The 16,706-nt window shown below is 67.6% G+C and carries 18 protein-coding genes; 11 read left to right on the forward strand and 7 right to left on the reverse strand.

Annotated features, from left to right (window positions below):
* Positions 1-155: 155 nt before the first annotated feature.
* A complete protein-coding gene (locus AB0J58_RS18740; RefSeq protein WP_364217149.1) occupies positions 156-476 on the reverse strand; it encodes a hypothetical protein in 321 nt (106 codons plus the stop codon).
* Positions 473-790 (reverse strand): hypothetical protein, encoded by a 318-nt coding sequence (locus tag AB0J58_RS18745; RefSeq protein ID WP_364217152.1) that lies wholly within the window; start codon positions 788-790, stop codon positions 473-475. The genes AB0J58_RS18740 and AB0J58_RS18745 overlap by 4 nt, the downstream gene beginning before the upstream one ends.
* 91 nt (positions 791-881) lie before the next feature.
* Here AB0J58_RS18745 and AB0J58_RS18750 point away from each other — a divergent pair, with 91 nt between their 5' ends.
* The 3 genes from AB0J58_RS18750 to AB0J58_RS18760 all read left to right on the forward strand — a co-directional run bounded on the left by AB0J58_RS18750 (position 882) and on the right by AB0J58_RS18760 (position 2,495).
* Positions 882-1,148, forward strand: a complete 267-nt coding sequence (locus AB0J58_RS18750; RefSeq protein WP_364217155.1) for a hypothetical protein — start codon at positions 882-884, stop codon at positions 1,146-1,148.
* A gap of 584 nt (positions 1,149-1,732) precedes the next feature.
* Positions 1,733-2,023, forward strand: coding sequence for a winged helix-turn-helix domain-containing protein (locus tag AB0J58_RS18755; RefSeq protein ID WP_364217158.1), 291 nt, complete (start codon positions 1,733-1,735; stop codon positions 2,021-2,023).
* A 268-nt stretch (positions 2,024-2,291) separates the two neighbouring features.
* Positions 2,292-2,495, forward strand: a complete 204-nt coding sequence (locus tag AB0J58_RS18760; RefSeq protein WP_364217161.1) for a DUF397 domain-containing protein — start codon at positions 2,292-2,294, stop codon at positions 2,493-2,495.
* Between the two features lie 161 nt (positions 2,496-2,656).
* Here the strand turns inward: AB0J58_RS18760 and AB0J58_RS18765 are convergent, their stop codons facing one another.
* On the reverse strand, positions 2,657-2,893 hold the full coding sequence (locus AB0J58_RS18765; protein WP_364217164.1) for a hypothetical protein: 237 nt from the start codon (positions 2,891-2,893) through the stop codon (positions 2,657-2,659).
* A gap of 358 nt (positions 2,894-3,251) precedes the next feature.
* Here AB0J58_RS18765 and AB0J58_RS18770 point away from each other — a divergent pair, with 358 nt between their 5' ends.
* The 5 genes from AB0J58_RS18770 to AB0J58_RS18790 all read left to right on the forward strand — a co-directional run bounded on the left by AB0J58_RS18770 (position 3,252) and on the right by AB0J58_RS18790 (position 7,564).
* On the forward strand, positions 3,252-5,201 hold the full coding sequence (locus AB0J58_RS18770; protein ID WP_364217167.1) for a hypothetical protein: 1,950 nt from the start codon (positions 3,252-3,254) through the stop codon (positions 5,199-5,201).
* Positions 5,202-5,221: 20 nt separating this feature from the next.
* Positions 5,222-5,794, forward strand: coding sequence for a hypothetical protein (locus tag AB0J58_RS18775; protein ID WP_364217170.1), 573 nt, complete (start codon positions 5,222-5,224; stop codon positions 5,792-5,794).
* 7 nt (positions 5,795-5,801) lie between these two features.
* Positions 5,802-6,104, forward strand: coding sequence for a hypothetical protein (locus tag AB0J58_RS18780; protein ID WP_364217173.1), 303 nt, complete (start codon positions 5,802-5,804; stop codon positions 6,102-6,104).
* Between the two features lie 429 nt (positions 6,105-6,533).
* Positions 6,534-7,277, forward strand: a complete 744-nt coding sequence (locus tag AB0J58_RS18785; RefSeq protein WP_364217176.1) for a dienelactone hydrolase family protein — start codon at positions 6,534-6,536, stop codon at positions 7,275-7,277.
* A gap of 14 nt (positions 7,278-7,291) precedes the next feature.
* Positions 7,292-7,564, forward strand: coding sequence for a DUF6295 family protein (locus AB0J58_RS18790; RefSeq protein WP_030905835.1), 273 nt, complete (start codon positions 7,292-7,294; stop codon positions 7,562-7,564).
* A 159-nt stretch (positions 7,565-7,723) separates the two neighbouring features.
* Here the strand turns inward: AB0J58_RS18790 and AB0J58_RS18795 are convergent, their stop codons facing one another.
* Positions 7,724-8,182: an Lrp/AsnC family transcriptional regulator gene (locus AB0J58_RS18795; RefSeq protein ID WP_343979301.1), complete on the reverse strand. Its 459-nt coding sequence runs from the start codon at positions 8,180-8,182 to the stop codon at positions 7,724-7,726.
* Positions 8,183-8,330: 148 nt separating this feature from the next.
* Between AB0J58_RS18795 and AB0J58_RS18800 the strand changes: the two genes are divergently transcribed.
* Complete coding sequence (locus AB0J58_RS18800; RefSeq protein WP_364217178.1) at positions 8,331-10,679, forward strand: pyruvate dehydrogenase; 2,349 nt, start codon at positions 8,331-8,333, stop codon at positions 10,677-10,679.
* A gap of 4 nt (positions 10,680-10,683) precedes the next feature.
* On the opposite strand, the gene AB0J58_RS18805 is transcribed toward AB0J58_RS18800, so the two are convergent.
* Positions 10,684-11,640: a cysteine synthase family protein gene (locus AB0J58_RS18805; RefSeq protein WP_364217180.1), complete on the reverse strand. Its 957-nt coding sequence runs from the start codon at positions 11,638-11,640 to the stop codon at positions 10,684-10,686.
* Between the two features lie 87 nt (positions 11,641-11,727).
* Here AB0J58_RS18805 and AB0J58_RS18810 point away from each other — a divergent pair, with 87 nt between their 5' ends.
* Positions 11,728-12,405 carry a winged helix-turn-helix transcriptional regulator gene (locus tag AB0J58_RS18810; protein WP_364217182.1) on the forward strand — a complete coding sequence of 226 codons (678 nt, stop codon included), beginning with the start codon at positions 11,728-11,730 and terminating at the stop codon, positions 12,403-12,405.
* A 165-nt stretch (positions 12,406-12,570) separates the two neighbouring features.
* Here AB0J58_RS18810 and AB0J58_RS18815 read toward each other — a convergent pair whose 3' ends face one another.
* On the reverse strand, positions 12,571-14,739 hold the full coding sequence (locus tag AB0J58_RS18815; RefSeq protein WP_364217184.1) for a transglycosylase domain-containing protein: 2,169 nt from the start codon (positions 14,737-14,739) through the stop codon (positions 12,571-12,573).
* 518 nt (positions 14,740-15,257) lie between these two features.
* On the opposite strand from AB0J58_RS18815, the gene AB0J58_RS18820 reads away from it, so the two are divergent.
* Positions 15,258-15,605 carry a hypothetical protein gene (locus tag AB0J58_RS18820; RefSeq protein ID WP_343979317.1) on the forward strand — a complete coding sequence of 116 codons (348 nt, stop codon included), beginning with the start codon at positions 15,258-15,260 and terminating at the stop codon, positions 15,603-15,605.
* 143 nt (positions 15,606-15,748) lie between these two features.
* Here the strand turns inward: AB0J58_RS18820 and AB0J58_RS18825 are convergent, their stop codons facing one another.
* Positions 15,749-16,693 carry a right-handed parallel beta-helix repeat-containing protein gene (locus AB0J58_RS18825; RefSeq protein WP_364217186.1) on the reverse strand — a complete coding sequence of 315 codons (945 nt, stop codon included), beginning with the start codon at positions 16,691-16,693 and terminating at the stop codon, positions 15,749-15,751.
* Between the last annotated feature and the right edge of the window lie 13 nt (positions 16,694-16,706).

Raw genomic sequence — 16,706 nt, forward strand, 5'->3', positions numbered from 1 at the left:
CGGTGTCAACCTCAGGTCGTGGTGTTGAGCCTGCAACGGTCAGTCAGCGGTACTGAGATCGCTTGAGCCTGACGCGGAGGGGCCTTGTCGCTCCGCGCGGTACGTGATGACGACACGGCGGCCCGGACCGGGGAAGGGAGGGCCGCCGTGCCCGCTCAGAAGCGGCCGATACCGGCCGAGCCGGAGGTGAGGGCCCAGCGGTGCAGCAGCCCGGTCGTCTCGGCCTCGCGCATCTGTGCCTTCAGCCCCTCGACGGTCCGGTCGCAGAGGAGCAGCGGTTCCGGGGTGGGCCAGGTGGCGATGGCGTGGAAGAGACGGCTGCCGGTACCGTACAGCACGGCCCAGCCGGGCCAGGTGATCTCCAGCATCGCGGCCTCGGCACGGGCCTCGTGGTCCCAGGTGTACTGCGGGACCGGGGCGGCGGCTTGACCGTCGCGGTGACGGCCCCGGGCACGGGTCAGGCAGCGGCGGATCATGAGATCACCTGCCCGGCTCGCGTCTTCGGCCCCTGCGCCCCCGGGGCGGGAGCCTGCTGTGCCTCCTCTGTCCGTGCCGCCTGCTCCTTCGCTGCCTGCTCCTCGGCCTCACGGGCGAAGGTCTCCTGGCGATCGGTCTCGGCGCGCAACGCCTCCAGGCTGTCGCCGTCGACCGTGCGTTCGGCTCCGGCGTGGGTGGCGGCCGGGGAGAAAAGCTTCTCCCGGCTGGCCCAGAGCCGTCCGGCGTCGCTGAGAATGAGCCGCCAGCCGGGAATGGTGGTGGATTCCGGGGTGGTGGACCTACCATCGTTCATTGATTGGACCTCGATCCGATCAAGGGCCCGTCTGTTCGTTGGTCGCGGAGGACGGGCCCGCTTCATAGGTCGGGGAAAGACACGGAGGGGTGTGCCGCACCTGCCGGACGGCCGGTACGGAGGCAGGGCGGGCATCGCCCGGGGTGGAGCGCAGATCCTTTGGCCGGTGCCCGGAACGCGGCGGCCCCCTCCGCCGAGCCGGGGCGGTCCGGTACGGGCGCTCCTGGACGAGGGCCGGAGACGGCAGCGCGCCCGGCGGAGTGGTGACACCGGTACGGCGGCCGGGGCCTGCTCGGGACGGCGCGGGACGATCATCGGCAGGGCCGTCTCACCCGCGGCCCGCCCGGCAGAGCACTGACCGGCCACCGGCGCGACCGCCTCGGCCGGGACCCGCTCATCGGGCCACCGTTCCGTCACCGGTGCGGTCGTCTCCACCGGGACCTGCCGGGCGGGCCGCCGGGCGGACTGTTGAGCGGACTGTTGGGCGGGCACCAGCGGGATCATCTCGGCCGGGGCCGCCAGGGCGGGCGGCTCGAAACAGGGCAGTTCAAAGCAGGGCAGCGAGCGGTCCCCGGTCCGGCGGACCCGCAGGCGGGTGTCCATCAACGCGGCGGACGGCTGGACGTAATCATGGTCGACGGGCCGATTAGGACAGCCGTGCACGTAGGGGGCATGCCCGCAGACGGCACAGCCCATCGGCATCGGCGGCACCTCGGCGAAACAGCCGCAACCACCGACCGCCTGCCTGTCGAGAACGGGAGCACTAGGGTTACTCACGGATCAGGAGTGCCTTCCTGGTCAAGGGGCCCGTACGGCGTCGCGAGCGCCTGCGGGTCCCGTTTTTGTACTTGGCCAGAGGCTACGCGATTGAGCATAGCCATGTATAGCAATGCATGGCTTCCCATAGATTTCAGCAGGTCACCATAGCCATACGGTGAAGTCATGAGCAGCGTCTCGCCGTTCGATCCAGAAGAGGACAGCCCGGAATACGTGTATGTCCGGCTGGCCAATCACATCCAGGCATTGATCGATGCCGGCGACCTACGGCCGGGTCAGCGGCTCCCAGCAGAGCGTGATCTTGCTTCCGAATACGGGGTGGCATACCTGACGGTGCGGCGCGCGATGCGGGAACTACGTGGGCGTGGCCTGATCAGGACCGTGGTCGGAAGAGGGACGTACATCGACCCGCAAGCAGAACCCTCGCGTCCGGAAGACGTTCCGCCCGCCGACTGATCAGCTCTCTGAGAGGTTCATGCGGGCCGAGGTCGACGTCGGGACATTTGTCCGTCAGACGAGCGGGAACCGACCAGAGGCCGAGCCCACTGTGACTTTCTTGAACAGGTGAAACCATCGCGTGGATCGGTCCGCAAGTGTCATGACATCCTCACCTTGAGCCAAGGAACCACGTCGCAGGTAACCAATGGGCGGCTGCGGTGCCGGTCGGACACCCTTGCACTTCTGTCACTCTAAGTATCCGATCGGCTCCTTGCGAGGAGTGAGCATGATCTCCCCTGACCTGTCCGGCGCCGAGTTCCGCAAGTCCGGCTACAGCGGCCCTAACGGAGATGACTGTGTGGAAGTAGCCACCGACCTTCCGGGCCTCATCGCCGTACGCGACAGCAAGAACCCATCCGGCCCGATGCTGACCTTCTCCCCGATGGCCTGGAACAACTTCCTGACGGGCATCCGCAGCGGAGAAATCTGACCCGACCACGAGTGTCGCACGGTCAGAATCCTTGAGAAGCCATCTGGTCGTGCGGCAACTTGTGCCGACATGACATGGAGTCCCGCCTTCGTTAGCCGGGAACGCCCTGCCCAGGCGTACGGAGGGATTGTCTGAAGCAGGGGGCCATCGCACGTTCCCTGTTACACGTCGTAGACCTGGAGGACCTCGTCGCCGTAGTGGTTGGTTATCTTGACGGCGATCTTCCCAGTGGTCGGAGCACGGAACGGTTGTGAGCGGGTGGTGTGGAGGGTCGCCCAGGCGTCCTCGTTGATATCCGCTTTGAGGGCCTGTCGGAGCCGCTTGTACGGGTCGTGGCCACCGATGAAGGAGCAGTGCCGGACGGAGAAGGACTCACCGTCGTAGTCGGTGTCGAGCATCCAGAGGGCGATCCTCGTTCGTACCGTTCGAGCGGATCGACGCTTTGATTTCGTTTATCAAACCCGGCCGTTTAGCCAAATATCAGGTCGCAGCCAGCATATTTATCAACTATGCCCACTTTAATGGAGATCTTTACGAGGCGGACGGATTGAAATTAATATGTTCGCTGGAGCCGTCACCTTCACGGACCGAGCCGGAGTCAGCGTCCTCATGAGCCATCCGTACCCCACGCCCTCGCCGTCCCCCCAGTCCGCCCCTGACCCGCGGCCCTCCTCCCCGCCGACCGGCACCGCTCAGCCGGTCCCTGCCGTACCTTCCCCCGATCCGCAGAGCTCTCCCGCGGCTCCGGCGCGAAGTGTGAACGGCGAGTACTCGGGGATCGATCCCGAGCGGATGGACGACTTCGAGCGAGGGCTTGGCCGGGCACAGGACGCACTCGGCCGGAACGAACCGCAGATCCACCGAACCCTGCAGCGGCTCGACCTGGACACCTCGGGGCTGAGCGCGCTCCGCGAGATGCGGAGCTGGATCGGGACCAGCCGTCCCGACCTGCGACGCCGCAACGAGACGATCCGCACCAAGCTCAGCGAGTGGGGTGCCACCACCAAGACACCCAGCGGGCTGGCCGCCTTCGACGAGACGCTGTACGGCAAGGCCGGCCACAATCCGGACGTCTACGCGGCGACCCTCGGCCTCGGCATGACCGCCGAAGACGGCAAGATAGACGAGAGACTCCTGAAGGGACTGGAGAAGCGGACGGGGGACGCGGCGTTCACCGCCGCGCTGATGAACACGCTGGGCACGGCGAGGTTCCGCGAGCTGATGATCGAGACCGCGAACCGCAAAGACGACAAGAAGTACGAACGCCTGCAGGCCGCCCTCGGAAAAGCCCTCGGTACGGCGAGCCCACGGCTGGGTGACACCTGGCACAAGGAACTCCTGTCCGACCTCGAAGTCGGCCGGACGACCGGCTACATCGGCTGGGAGAAGGGCTACGCCATGGCGGCGGCCCTCAAGCACGGCACCTTCAGCACCGCCTTCCTCCTCGCCACCGCCAGGAAGATCGAGTCCGCCGATCGCGGAAGGGTGCTGTTGGATCCGCGTGTCATGGTGGCCCTGCTGGAAGGGCTCAGCCGCGATCCGGTGGCCGCCCAGGACTTCTTCGCGGGCGACCCGACCATGCTGAAACGCTTCCTGACCGAACGGCGCCTGGGCAACGACGGCGTGGCCCTGGGCAAGGCGCTGGAGGCCGCGACGCTCACCTTCCGCGACCACGACGGCTCACCGCAGAACCCCTCACGCGGCTTCCTGTCGGCCAAACTCGCCTCAGAGTCGGTGCACCTGGAAGCCGTACGAATCAAGGACGGCAAGCTCACCGACTCCTTGGTGAACGCGGAGTCGATGGGGCGCATCCTGGCGGGCTACATCAGCGACATCAACCATGTCGCTCAGAAAAACAGTGACTTCATCGTGCCTGGAGTTCGGAGTGCTGACTATTCCCACCTACCTGGACAGGATCCCTGGGGAGCACAGTTCAAAATATGGGAGTTGCGCTCGGTTATGAAGAAGTCATTCGCGGATTCCAAAGCATTCGCCTCCGTCCTGGCCGCCCAGACGGCATACACCGGCTGGCTCCTCGACCATGGCGCTGCGGAGATGGCAGCAGGGCGGGGCGATCGTGGGCTTATGACCAGCGCGAAACGGTTCGGATCGGGTTTTGGAATGATCACCGATGCAGCAGGGCTGGCCAAGATCGAGGAAGGCAAGGATCTGGACGAGGCACAGCAGCGCAATATGAAGGCGCTCCTGGCGGTGGTCAATACCGGCCTCGCCATCCCCCAGTCGGGGACCTGGCCGATCACCGCCGGTGTCATCGGAGCCTGGACCGGGCTGGCGGAAGAAATAGCCAAGGGCAATGCGGAGGACAACGCCCGCAGCGATGCCAGCACTGCTGTCGATCAGACTCGGGATCTTGTCTACGATCTCACAGCTCAGGCCATGCTCCGACATGGCCTTTTCGGCTCTGCTGAGCCCGCAGCCAGAGACCATCCCTGGGCCACACTGGAGGGTTTGAAAAAGGGGCAGGACCCACGCGACAACCCCAATAACTTTCTCAAGGATGATGGCCGAACGCTCATGACCATGGATGAGATGAGCGGCAAAGCCACTATCGACGATCCTGACAAGGATCAACGGTTCGAGGCATACCGAAGATGGCTCCATGAGGAGTCCGGACAACCCTGGCAGAAGATTGAAGAACGCTTGGATGCGGGGTTCTCCAATGCCTTCGCTGAATACGGATCATGATGAGAAGACTCTTCGCCGCGATGACGGTACTGGCCTGCGCTCTGGCCGTGTCAGTGGCGTGCCAGAACGAGGAAGTGAAGGTCGACCTCAGTCCGTTGCCGACGGTGGCCGCCCCTCCGTACATCTGTGAACACATCCCGCTCAAGGCGGTGGAGTTGATGACTGGGGTGCGAAATCCTTTGGTTCGCGGATCATTCGACCTCACGCTTGCCGGGGGTCTAGGCGATGGAAGTTGTGGGGTCTATCAGCGCGAGGGTAATCGGCTGAAGGTACTACTGATCAACCTCACACCAGGGGGAGACCGAAAGGTGGTCGAGGAGCAACTTGAAGACGGTGCTCCACCGCTGCCGGAAATCCTCCCCGGAGTCACCGGCTACTACTTCAAAGACACCGGAAGTCCGACCAATATGGCATACGCACTGCTGGTGCGGGGCGAGGCAGAGATCAATATTCAGCTGGAGATCGGGGCCGAGGGGCGGGACAACGCCGCTGATGTGCTGGCGTTGATGAAGCTGATCGCACCGAAGCTGCTCACCGACGCCAGTGCGCCGTCCGCGAAGGCAAAGACCTCCCCCACCCCGAAGAAGGACTGATCGGATCATGGCCAAGCTGGTGCCCAATCCGCTCCACGCGGCATTGGGGGATGCCCTGCGGACGGTCGAGCCGCTGGTCCAGGAGATCGAGAACGGTATCGAGGCCCCGTACCGGGACTTCCACGAGGGCAAGGTGTGGACGGGGCCGACCGCCAAGCAGTTCGACGCCCAGCTCGTCCAGCACCGCGCCCGGGTCCGGGGCGCGGGCGAGAAGATCATCTCTGACCTGCGGAGAACCCTGGCCGTCACCCCCCGCCAGGTGAGCGAGGAGGAGGCCAAAATGATCAAACAGCGGTACGGCCTCCCCTGACGAAACCAGGACGGCTCCGGAGCAGCGCCCGGCAAGTTCCCGAGTCAACCTGTTTCGCTGCCATGGCGAGCATGACCAGAACCGGATCGAGGCGCACTTCACCGCACCGCGTGAGTCCACCCGCAACGGCACCGATCACGTCGGCCACCGCGAGATGGACAGCCCACCTTTCGTTCAGCCGGCACGCGAGCCGTACGAGCCGGGCATCTAGCATCTGTTCTGAGTTTTGGTGCAGGTGTGGCGGTAGAGGCGGATGGTCATCGCCGATGATCGTGATTGACGGGAGCGCGGTCGGCCACCATCCCCACCGATGAGGAGATGGCCCGATCACGCGAGGCCGCCGAGCAGGATCGTAGACAGGGGCGAAACAGTGGCACCTGACGGATCCGGCTCCGCGTCCGTTCCGGTGGAGCACGAGGAGGCAACGACATGAACGATGCGATGTGGGCCGGGACGGTCACGGTCGCCGGGCACGAGCAGGCCGAGTTGGAGGCGTACCTGGCCCGGCCGCTCGGTGACGGCCCGCGCGGCGGTGTGGTGGTGATCCACCACCTGCCCGGGTACGACGACGCGACCAAGGAGATCGTCCGCAGGTTCGCGGCGCGCGGGTACGCGGCGATCTGCCCGAACCTGTACTCCCGCGAGGGCGCCGGGGTCAGCCCCGACGACCAGGCCGCCGCCGTACGGGCCAAGGGCGGGGTCCCGGACGAGCAGCTCGTCGGGGATGTCGCCGGGGTCGCGGCGTACCTCAACTCCCTCGACCACGCCAACGGCAGGATCGGTGTGATCGGATTCTGCTCGGGCGGGCGGCAGACGTTCCTGGTGGCCTGCTCGCTCCAGATCGACGCGGCGGTGGACTGCTACGGCGCCTTCGTGGTGAACACCCCGCCCGCGGAGTTCCCGCTCCAGCACGAGCCGCTGATCTCCAAGGCCGCCGACCTGTCCTGCCCGCTGCTTGGGTTGTTCGGCGCCGAGGACAAATACCCGGGGCCGGAGGAGGTCGCGACGCTGGACGCCGAGTTGGAGAGGCTGGGCAAGGAGCACGAGTTCCACACCTTCGAGGGCGCCGGGCACGCCTTCTTCGCCACCGACCGGCCCGCCTACCGGCCCGCCGCCGCGGTGGAGGGCTGGAAGAAGATCTTCAATTTCTACGGCCACCACCTCGGCGCCTGACCGGAGCGATCAGTATGTGCACCTATCTCACCGAGAAGATCGAACTCGACGGCGCGGGCAAGGGCGGCAACGGCTGGTTCACGCTCAGCCAGGGCGCGGTCTACGTCGACCACCCCTACCATGCCTGTCACGAGCACACGGTGAACATCGACTTCACCAACCCTGCTGAGGGCCCCTCGGCGCGGGTCGCGGTCGAGCTCACCGAGGAGTCGGCGCTGGCACTGATCGACGCCATCCAGAAGGCCCTGGCCGCGGCGCCTCCGGGACTCGCCTCCGGCCGCCGCTGAGGCGGGTCTCGCGGGTCCCGCCGCGGCCGGGATCGGTCGGGGTCCGACCCGCCCGGCGCGGTACGTCATGTGGGTGGGCACCGCTCGGGCACCCCGACGCCGTCCGCTACCACCTCGACGACCCCGACGACAGGGTGGCGCTGGACCTGCCCGCGCGGGTCAGGACGGTCGCTCGACCCGGCGCCAGGAGTCCAGCACCATGAGGGTCTTGGTGCCGATGACGTTCTCGTCGCGGCGGATCTGGTCGATCAGCCGGTGCAGGTGCTGGAGGCTGTCGACCCGGAAGTGCACCAGGGCGTCGGGGTCGCCGGCCACCGTGAACACCTCGGTGACCCCGGGGATACGGCTGGCCGAGGCGGTGATCGACTCGACGTCCGTGTTGCCGCTGAAGCGGACCTCCGCGAAGGCCTCGATGGTGTCGCCGAGCAGGCCCTCGTCGACGAGTGTGGTGTAACCGACGATGACGCCGAGTCTTTCCAGCCGTTCGATCCGCCGCTTGACCGGGCTCGGCGAGAGCCGCACCCGGGTGGCGATGTCGCGCACGCTCCGACGCCCGTTCTCGACGAGCAGGTCCAGAATCCGGCGGTCGATCGAGTCCAGTTCGGCGTTCGGAGGCATGGGTGGATGGTAGCGCCGAGGGGGTGGAAGAATGCGTGCTCCAGGCCGCCTGACCGCTTGAACATGCGCCAAGGGGCGGGTTCCTGCGTCTTTCTTGCCCTGCAGGACACCTCCGGGTGCAATGAACGTCTCCGCAGGAAAGAGACAGATGATGGCGATCCCCCTGCCCCCGCCCGCCGACGAGCGTGCCGGGGCGTCCGCTCGGACCGAGGTGCTGCGGCAGGTCGCGCAGCGGGTGCTCTGGCTCTCCGCGGCCATCGTCGACGCCGCCAACCGCGGACGGCCCAACGACACCGGCGTGAAGGTCGGCGGTCACCAGGCCTCCAGCGCCTCGATGGTCGACATCATGGTCTCGCTGTACCTCTCCGAGCTGACCCACCTCGACCGGGTCTCCGTCAAACCGCACGCCTCGCCGGTGCTGCATGCGATCAACTACCTGCTGGGCGATCTCGACGTCTGCTACCTGCCGAGGTTGCGCGAGCTGGGCGGGCTGCAGAGCTATCCGAGCCGGCTCAAGGACCCCGACACCGTCGACTTCTCGACCGGTTCCGTCGGCATCGGCGCGACCGCGCCGTTGTGGGCCGCCGTCTCCCACCGCTACCTGCGCTCGCGCTTCGCGTCGACTCCGGCGGCGGGACGCTTCGTCAGCCTGCTCGGGGACGCCGAGCTCGACGAGGGTGCGATCTGGGAGGCCGTCGCCGACCCGTCCGTCGCCCGGATGGGCGAGCTGCTCTGGATCGTCGACCTCAACCGCCAGTCGCTCGACCGGGTGGTGCCGGACGTGCAGATCCACCGGTTGCGGGCGATGTTCGAGGCGGCCGGCTGGCAGGTCGTCACCCTGAAGTGGGGGCGCGCGATCACCGCCCTGTTCGAGCGGCCGGGCGGCGACGAGCTGCGGCAGCGGCTTGAGCGGATGCCGAACGAGGAGTACCAGCGCCTGCTGCGGGTCGACGCCGCCGAGGTGGGTCCGCGACTTATCGGGGAACACGGCGGCGCGGCACTGCGCGCCCTGGTCGCGTCCCTGCCGGACGCCGAGCTGGCGCGGGCGATCCGCGACCTCGGCGGCCACGACCTCGACCTGCTGCTCGACACCTACCGGGAGGTGGACGACACCCGGCCCACGGTGGTGTTCGCCTACACGGTCAAGGGGCGCGGCCTGCCGACCGAGGGGCACCCGAACAACCACTCGGCGCTGCTGACCGAGGCGCAGATGCTCGCGCTGGCCACCTCCTGCGGCACCGACCTCGCCGACCCCTGGCGCGCCTTCGGGCCGGGCACCGCCGCGTCCGACCTGTGCGCCGCCCGAGGCGCGGCGTTGCGCCGCCCCCGGATCACCGGCAGGGCCCTCGGCCCGCTGCCGAGGACGCTCGGCCGCTCGTACCGCTCGCCGATCTCGACCCAGGCCGCCCTCGGCCGCTTCCTCGTCGACTTCCTGCGCGCCGCCCCCGAGGCCGGCGCGCGGGTGGTGACCTGCAGCCCGGACGTCGCCTCCTCGACCAACCTCGGCGGGTGGATCAACAAGACCGGGGTGTGGTCGATCGAGGACCGGCACGACTGGTTCGCCGACGACACCGAACGCCTGCTCCGCTGGTCGGAGGGGACCGGCGGCCAGCACATCGAACTCGGCATCGCCGAGGTCAACCTGGTGGGTCTGCTCGGCGAGCTCGGCGCCACCTGGAGTCGCTGGGCCGAGCGTCTCATCCCGATCGCCACGCTCTACGACCCGTTCATCTCACGCGCGCTCGAACCCTGGTCGTACGGCATCTACGCCGGTGGGCAGTCGATCATCGTCGGCACGCCGTCCGGTGTGACGCTGTCGTCCGAGGGCGGCGCGCACCAGTCGATCACGACCCCGTCCATCGGCCTGGAGCAGCCGGGCTGCATCGCCTGGGAGCCCGCGTTCGCCCGGGACCTGGAGTGGACGATGCTGGCCGCCATGGAACGGGTCGGCGTCGAGGGCGGCACCTCCTCGTACTTCCGGCTGTCGACCCGGCCGCTGGACCCCGCCCTGGCGCGGGTGCCGGAGGACGAGCTGCTCCTCGAACGGCGCCGGCGGCACGCCGTCGCGGGCGGCTACCGCATCACCGACCACGACCCCGCGACCGAGCAGGTCACCCTCGTCGGCGCCGGAGCCGTCATGCCCGAGGTGATCGCCGCCGCCGAACACCTGGCCGAGCGCTCGATCGTCGCCGGCGTGGTCTGCCTGACCAGCGCCGACCTGGTGTACCGCTCCTTCCAGGCCCGGGGCTCCCTCGGCGCGTCCGGCGGCGGCATCGTCGACGTCCTCTTCCCCGCCGACCACCCCGCGCCCCTCGTCACGGTGCTCGACGGACACCCGCACACGTTGTCCTTCCTGGCCGGCGTGCGCGGCGACCGGATTCGCAACCTCGGGGTCTCCGGTTTCGGCCAGTCCAGCGACCTGCACGACGCCTACCGCGTGCACGGTATCGACACCGCCTCCATCGTCGACGCCGCCCTGACGCTGCTCGGCCGCTGAGTCGTCAAGGCCTGTCACGGCGTCGGTACACCTCGGTGCTGAGGTACTTCAGCCCCGAGTCCACGAGCAGGGTGACGACCCTGGCGGTCGGCCCGAGGCGCTGTCCGGCCCGGATCGCGGCGAGGACGTTCGCCCCTGACGACGTTCCGGCGAACAGGCCCTCCTCCCTGGCCAGGCGCCTGGCCATCTCCTCCGCGTCGGCGGTGGGGATCGGCACGATCTCGTCCACCAGGGTGGGGTCCCACATGGGCGGGAGGTAACCGATGCCGATGCCTTCGATGCGGTGGGCACCGGGCCGGCCTCCGGACAGCACGGCGGACTCGGCCGGTTCGACGGCGACGACCCGAAGCCCCGGATGGCGGCGCCGGAGCGGGGCCGTCGCCCCGCGCAGCGAGGCCGCCGTACCGATCGACTGAACGAACGCGTCGATCCGCCCACCTGACTGCTCCCAGATCTCCTCGCCCATCGGGTGGTAGCCGGCGATGCTGTCGGCGTTGTTGAGCTGATCGGTCCAGTAGGCGCCCGGCCGGCGACCCAACTCCCCGGCTTTTTCGATCATGCTCAGGATCAGCGCCTTGGTGATCAGGCCCCCCTCACTGGGAATGACGGTGAGTTCCGCGCCGAACGCCGCCATCTGAAGGAGTTTGTCGGCACTGAAGGCATCCGAACTGACGATCCGCAGCCGATATCCCTTCGCCGCGCAGACCAGGGCGAGGGAGGCGCCTGTGCTGCCGCCCGTGTACTCGACAACGGTGTCGCCGGGCCTCAGCCGCCCGTCGCCTTCGGCCCTGACGATCATCGCCTGCGCCATGCGGTCTTTCATGCTGCCTGTCGGGTTCTGTCCTTCGACCTTGACGAAGATCTCCGCACACCCGGGCGGCACGACCCTGCGCAGCCTCACCAGCGGCGTGTTTCCGATCGTCCGCAGTACGTCGCCGGTCCTTTTGATGTCCTCGCTCATGACCTCGATCGTCGAGCCGACCAGGCCGCCACCACCAGTTCAACTTCTGAACCAGCGCCTCCGGTGCCTGGTGCGTACCATGCACCGGTGAACGGATACGGGCAGTTCTGCGCGGTGGCGCGCGCTCTGGAACTTCTGGGTGAGCGGTGGACGCTGCTGATCGTGCGAGAGTTGCTGCTGGGCGCCTCGACCTTCACCGACATCCGCCGTGGTCTGCCTCGCATCCCGCGAGCGACGCTGTCCGCACGACTACGCGCACTGCGTGCCGCCGGCGTCGTCGACGACGACTACCGGCTCACCGAGGCGGGCGCCGCGCTGGCTCCGGTGGTGCGGGAACTGGCCCGGTGGGCGGTCGCCACCGACAGCGCCGCCCTGACCGAGGACGATCTCGACACCGCCGCACTGACCTGGGACATGCGACGCCGGGTGGACGCCGCCGCCCTGCCCGAGCGCACGGTCGTGCTCGCGATCGAGTTCACCGACCGCAGGCCGGCCGACAGCAGGTACTGGCTGCATCTGTCCCGGACCAGCGTCGACCTGTGCCGGCAGGACACCGGGGCACCCGTCGACGTCTGGCTCACCGCCCCGACGGCAGCGGCGACCCGGTGGTGGCTCGGTGACCTGTCCTGGGCGCGGCTGCTACGGCAGCAGGGAGTACGCGTACACGGTGACCCGGTCCTGCAGCGCCAGATGCACCGCTGGTTCAAACGCTACGTGTTCACCCCGGAAGCCCTCGGCCTGAATCCAAGCTCTTCCCAGCACTGATCGTTTCCGACGTCCTCCCGTTCGGCGCCATGTTCCCGGGCGTCCGACGACGACGGTACCGACGCGTCCGGAGCGCCGCCCCGGAAACGCGGCTCCCGCCGGTAGACCCGACCTGCGACAAGGGCCCGCACCGATCACCGGATCGGTGCGGGCCCCCGCGCCGCGTCAGTCGCCGTAGCCGCCGAGGGGAATGTTGATCTGCTCCTGACCGTCGGGGGCGTCGTCGTTCGACGGGGGCGGCGCCGGCCGGCAGCTCTGGCCGCAGCCGCCGAACCGTGCCGGGTTGATCGGGGTGAACGACGTCGGCTCGACGTTCCGCAGCGCCGCCAGCATCGTGTCCTTCCAGATCGGGCCCGGGATGCTGCCGCCGAAGACCGAGCCGTAGTAGCGTCCGCCGATCGTGACGCCGGTCAGCTTGTACTTCTGCGAGCCGCGCGGGTCGCCGATGCTGACCGCGCCGGCCAGGTCCGGGGTGAACCCGGCGAACCAGGCGGTGGCGTAGCCGTCGGTGGTGCCGGTCTTGCCCGCCGCGTCGCGGCCGATGCCGCCGACGCTCCGCATCGTGCCCTTGGTGAACACCCCGGACAGCACGTCGGCCGCCGCGTCGGCCACCTCGGGGTCGAGCGCCTGACGGCACTTGGGCTGATAGTCGGTGACCTTGCCGTCCCGATCGGTGATCCGGCTGATCGCCATCGGCGCGCAGTACTTGCCGCGCGCGCCGATCGCGGCGTATGCGTTCGCCACGGTCACCGGGTCCATCTCGTTGATGCCGAGCGTGAACGTCTCGTACTCCTGGAGCTTCAGCCCGTCGGAGCGGTGGATGCCCAGCGACTTGGCGACCTTGACCGTGTCACAGAGCCCGACGTGCTGCTCCAGCGTCATGAAGAAGGTGTTCACCGAGCCCCAGGTGCCGGTCTGCAGGGTCCGCCAGCCGGGGCTGCCCTCGTCGTTGGTCACGGTGTGGGTCGGGTCGCCGATGTTCTCGCCCTTGCAGTTCTTGAACGCCGAGTAGCCCGGGGCGAGGTAACCGGCGCCGACGTTGAAGCCGTCGTCGACCTTCATGCCCTTGTTCAGCGCGTTGAGCAGCGTGAACGTCTTGAAGGTCGAACCGGCCTGGAAGCCGACGCCACCGCCGTGCGCGGCGTCCGCGACGAGGTTGTAGGAGATCTCGTTCCTGGCCTTGTTCTGGCCGTACGTCCGGCTGGCCGCCATGGCCTTGATCGCCCCGGTACCCGGCTGGACCAGGGCCTCGGCCGCCACCGGGTTGTCGGTGGGGTTGACCCACTTCCTGATCGCCCGGTCCGCCGCCGCCTGCATGGTCGGGTCGATGGTGGTCCTGATCGTCAGACCGCCGCGGTTGAGGAACGCCAGACGCTCCTTGTCCGTCTTCCCGAAGTCCGGATTTTTCAGGATCTCGTTGCGGACATAGACGCAGAAGTACGGGTAGTCGCTGACCTCGCAGCCGCCCGGCAGCTTCGTGCCCTTGTAGCCGAGCCTGGTGGCCTTCGCCTTGGCCGCCTCAGCCGGAGTGATCTTGCCCAGCTCGGCCATCCGGTTCAGCACCACGTTGCGCCGGTTCAGCAGCCGCTCGCGCTGCTTCTTACCCAGGTTGGGATCGGTGGCGTTGGGGTCCTGCACCGCGCCGGCCAGCGTCGCCGCCTGCGGCAGGGTGAGCTTGTCCGCCGACACCCCGAAGAACCGCTTGGCCGCCGCCTCGACGCCGTAGGCACCCGCGCCGAAGTAGGCGATGTTCAGGTACTTCTCCAGGATCTCGTCCTTGGAGTACTTCTGCTCCACCGCCATCGCGTGGCGCAGCTCGTTGAGCTTGCGCGCGTAGCTGGCCTCCAGCGCCTTGTTCTTCTCCGCGTCGGTCTCGGCGGAGTTGAGCAGCACCTGCTTGACGTACTGCTGGGTGATGCTGGAGCCGCCCTGGCTCACCCCGTCCGCCTGAAGGTTCTTGGCGAACGCGCGAATCGTGCCCTCGATGTCGATCGCGCCGTGCTCGTAGAACCGGTAGTCCTCGATCGAGACGATCGCGGTCTTCATGACCTCGGCCACCCTGTCGAGCTTGACGACCTCGCGGTACTCCTCGTAGAACCGTGCGATCTCCTTGCCCCTGGCGTCCTGCACGACGGTGACCTCCGCCGGCGGAGGCTCGACGAGATCCTCGGGGTTGAGGTTCAGCCCGTTGGTCGCCGACACGATGCCGAGCCCCGCACCCCCCACGGCCGGTAATGCGATCCCCGCGACCAGCACGCCCGCCGCCGCCCCCACCGCGGCAAGACGCATGATCTTCGACGCGGCCCCTGACTGCTCGTTACCCCGTTCCGACATAAGCGTAGATTCTAGACTTTAACCCTGTTCTATGCACATAAAGCGCTTTCTACTACGTAGGGCACAGCGCCGGCCATCCGGCGGGAAGAGGGTTCTAGATCATCTGCGGACACACAGCCTAGGGGAACTTCCCGACACTGTGGGCGAGGATGACGGTGGCGCCCCGGGAGCACCGACCGCCCGGCGGGAACCTCGGCGATCCCGCCCGAAGACCCCTGCGCATCGTGGCGGAACTGCGCTCCAAGCGAGACCCAAGATACATCCAAGACGCCGGAAGCAGACTCCTTCACGAGATCTCGTGGGGGGGAATTGCAAAAAGTCGTCTTTCAGCCCGGATATCACATTCGCCATCCGGTCGGTGAGAAGAAGTCCGGAGGCCCTCCGGGCGCCGCGGCGAGAACGTGATGGTCCGCACCGCCTCATCGTGCATTCGCATGACAGGCCGCTTACCACGCCCGTTCCCGCCATTCCGGTACGACTTTCCGCACCCCAGGAAACACAGCACAAGGAGAAATGTCATGAGAGTACGCAGAATCGCCGGTGTGGCGGCCGCCGCCGCCCTGGCCGGTGGGCTTCTCACCACCGCGCTCCCGGCCTCGGCCGCGACCGAACCCGACACGGTCACCATCACGAACAGCAAGCTCCTGGCACCGTGGGAGGGCGCCTCCCTGTGGCTCAAGTGCCCCGACTCCCACCCGTACTTCAAGAGGATCTGGTGGGAGGGTCCCTACGTGCGCTCGGTGTCGCCGCCCGCCGGATTCCCGGGATACAGGCAGCAGGCGACGTTCTTCTTCAACAACTCCGGGACCACACAGTCCAAAATGGCCTCGATATGGATGGAGTGCACTCCGGTGATGCCGTCCTAGTCTCGGCATGGGACGGCACCGGCGCAGCCACCGTGAGCGGTGACCCGGTGCCCGCTTCGCACTGACCGATTGTGCCGCCTTGTCGGGAGCGCCTTCTGGGGGAGGGCGCTCCCGCGGGTCACGGCGGACACCGGCGGTGGGCCTCACAGTCCGATCTTGCCCACTCCGGCACCCGCGATGACGGTCGTCTTCACCGAGCAGTTGCACTCGGGGGTGTAGGAGTAGGGGATCGCGGCCACGCTCGACGAGTTGCGTGACAGCGGCGTTCCGGAGTTGACGAGGTAGTTGTTGAGCAGCTTGATGTTGCCCTGCAGGGAGGTGCCCTCGGCCAGAGAGGTGGGCCTGGACACGTTCTCGAAGTGGTTGCGCTCCACGTAGACGCCCGCGTTCGTGGTGGAGGCCACCCCGTAGCCGCCGATGTTGGAGTAGTAGTTGTTGAGTACGTGCACGGGGTTGCCGAACCGCACCCGCGGGTGGCGCTGATTGGTGCCGTCGAACCAGTTGTGCACGTACGTCACCCGCAGGTGGCCGATGTCGCCGGTGTTGCCGTCGTCGGAACCCAGGAGCGCGGACTTGTCGTGGTTGTAGAAGCGGTTCCAGGACACCGTGATGAAGTCGGAGGCGAGCCGGATGTCCACCAGGCCGTCGTAGGCGCGGGTGAAGTTGTTGTGGTCGATCCAGATGTTGTGGGATCCGTTCTGGACATTGATCGCGTCGTCACCGGAGTTCTGGACGGTCAGGTTGCGGATGATGATGTTGCTGACCCCGCTCATGGTCAGGCCGCCGCCGTTGAGGCCGGAGCCGGACCCGACACCGAGAACGCTCTTGTTCGAGGCCACCCGGTACATCCCGGAGATCGAGATCATTCCGGAGACCCGGATGGTCAGCGCGCCGCTGGAGGTGAGCGCGGCGGCGAGCGCCGAGGCCGTGGTCACGGTGACGGTCGGGCCTCCGGAGCCGCCGGTCGTACCGCCGTTCATACTCGCGAATCCCACCGGGCTCGACTCGGCCGCCAGTGCGGGTTCCGCGTTCATCACCACACACGAAGCCAGTGCGAGCGCCGCGGCGGTGGTGCTCAGACGTCCCATGGAAACCTCCTGC

This window comes from Streptosporangium sp. NPDC049644 (genome assembly GCF_040675205.1).
GTDB classification, from domain to species: Bacteria; Actinomycetota; Actinomycetes; order Streptosporangiales; family Streptosporangiaceae; genus Streptosporangium; species Streptosporangium fukuiense.

Excerpts from the sequence above, each read along its gene's own strand:
- AB0J58_RS18740 (WP_364217149.1), bottom strand. The coding sequence starts at position 476 with ATGATCCGCCGCTGCCTGACCCGTGCCCGGGGCCGTCACCGCGACGGT.
- AB0J58_RS18745 (WP_364217152.1), bottom strand. The coding sequence starts at position 790 with ATGAACGATGGTAGGTCCACCACCCCGGAATCCACCACCATTCCCGGC.
- AB0J58_RS18755 (WP_364217158.1), top strand. The coding sequence starts at position 1,733 with ATGAGCAGCGTCTCGCCGTTCGATCCAGAAGAGGACAGCCCGGAATAC.
- AB0J58_RS18760 (WP_364217161.1), top strand. The coding sequence starts at position 2,292 with ATGATCTCCCCTGACCTGTCCGGCGCCGAGTTCCGCAAGTCCGGCTAC.
- AB0J58_RS18765 (WP_364217164.1), bottom strand. The coding sequence starts at position 2,893 with ATGCTCGACACCGACTACGACGGTGAGTCCTTCTCCGTCCGGCACTGC.
- AB0J58_RS18775 (WP_364217170.1), top strand. The coding sequence starts at position 5,222 with ATGACGGTACTGGCCTGCGCTCTGGCCGTGTCAGTGGCGTGCCAGAAC.
- AB0J58_RS18780 (WP_364217173.1), top strand. The coding sequence starts at position 5,802 with ATGGCCAAGCTGGTGCCCAATCCGCTCCACGCGGCATTGGGGGATGCC.
- AB0J58_RS18785 (WP_364217176.1), top strand. The coding sequence starts at position 6,534 with ATGAACGATGCGATGTGGGCCGGGACGGTCACGGTCGCCGGGCACGAG.
- AB0J58_RS18790 (WP_030905835.1), top strand. The coding sequence starts at position 7,292 with ATGTGCACCTATCTCACCGAGAAGATCGAACTCGACGGCGCGGGCAAG.
- AB0J58_RS18795 (WP_343979301.1), bottom strand. The coding sequence starts at position 8,182 with ATGCCTCCGAACGCCGAACTGGACTCGATCGACCGCCGGATTCTGGAC.
- AB0J58_RS18800 (WP_364217178.1), top strand. The coding sequence starts at position 8,331 with ATGATGGCGATCCCCCTGCCCCCGCCCGCCGACGAGCGTGCCGGGGCG.
- AB0J58_RS18805 (WP_364217180.1), bottom strand. The coding sequence starts at position 11,640 with ATGAGCGAGGACATCAAAAGGACCGGCGACGTACTGCGGACGATCGGA.
- AB0J58_RS18815 (WP_364217184.1), bottom strand. The coding sequence starts at position 14,739 with ATGTCGGAACGGGGTAACGAGCAGTCAGGGGCCGCGTCGAAGATCATG.
- AB0J58_RS18820 (WP_343979317.1), top strand. The coding sequence starts at position 15,258 with ATGAGAGTACGCAGAATCGCCGGTGTGGCGGCCGCCGCCGCCCTGGCC.
- AB0J58_RS18825 (WP_364217186.1), bottom strand. The coding sequence starts at position 16,693 with ATGGGACGTCTGAGCACCACCGCCGCGGCGCTCGCACTGGCTTCGTGT.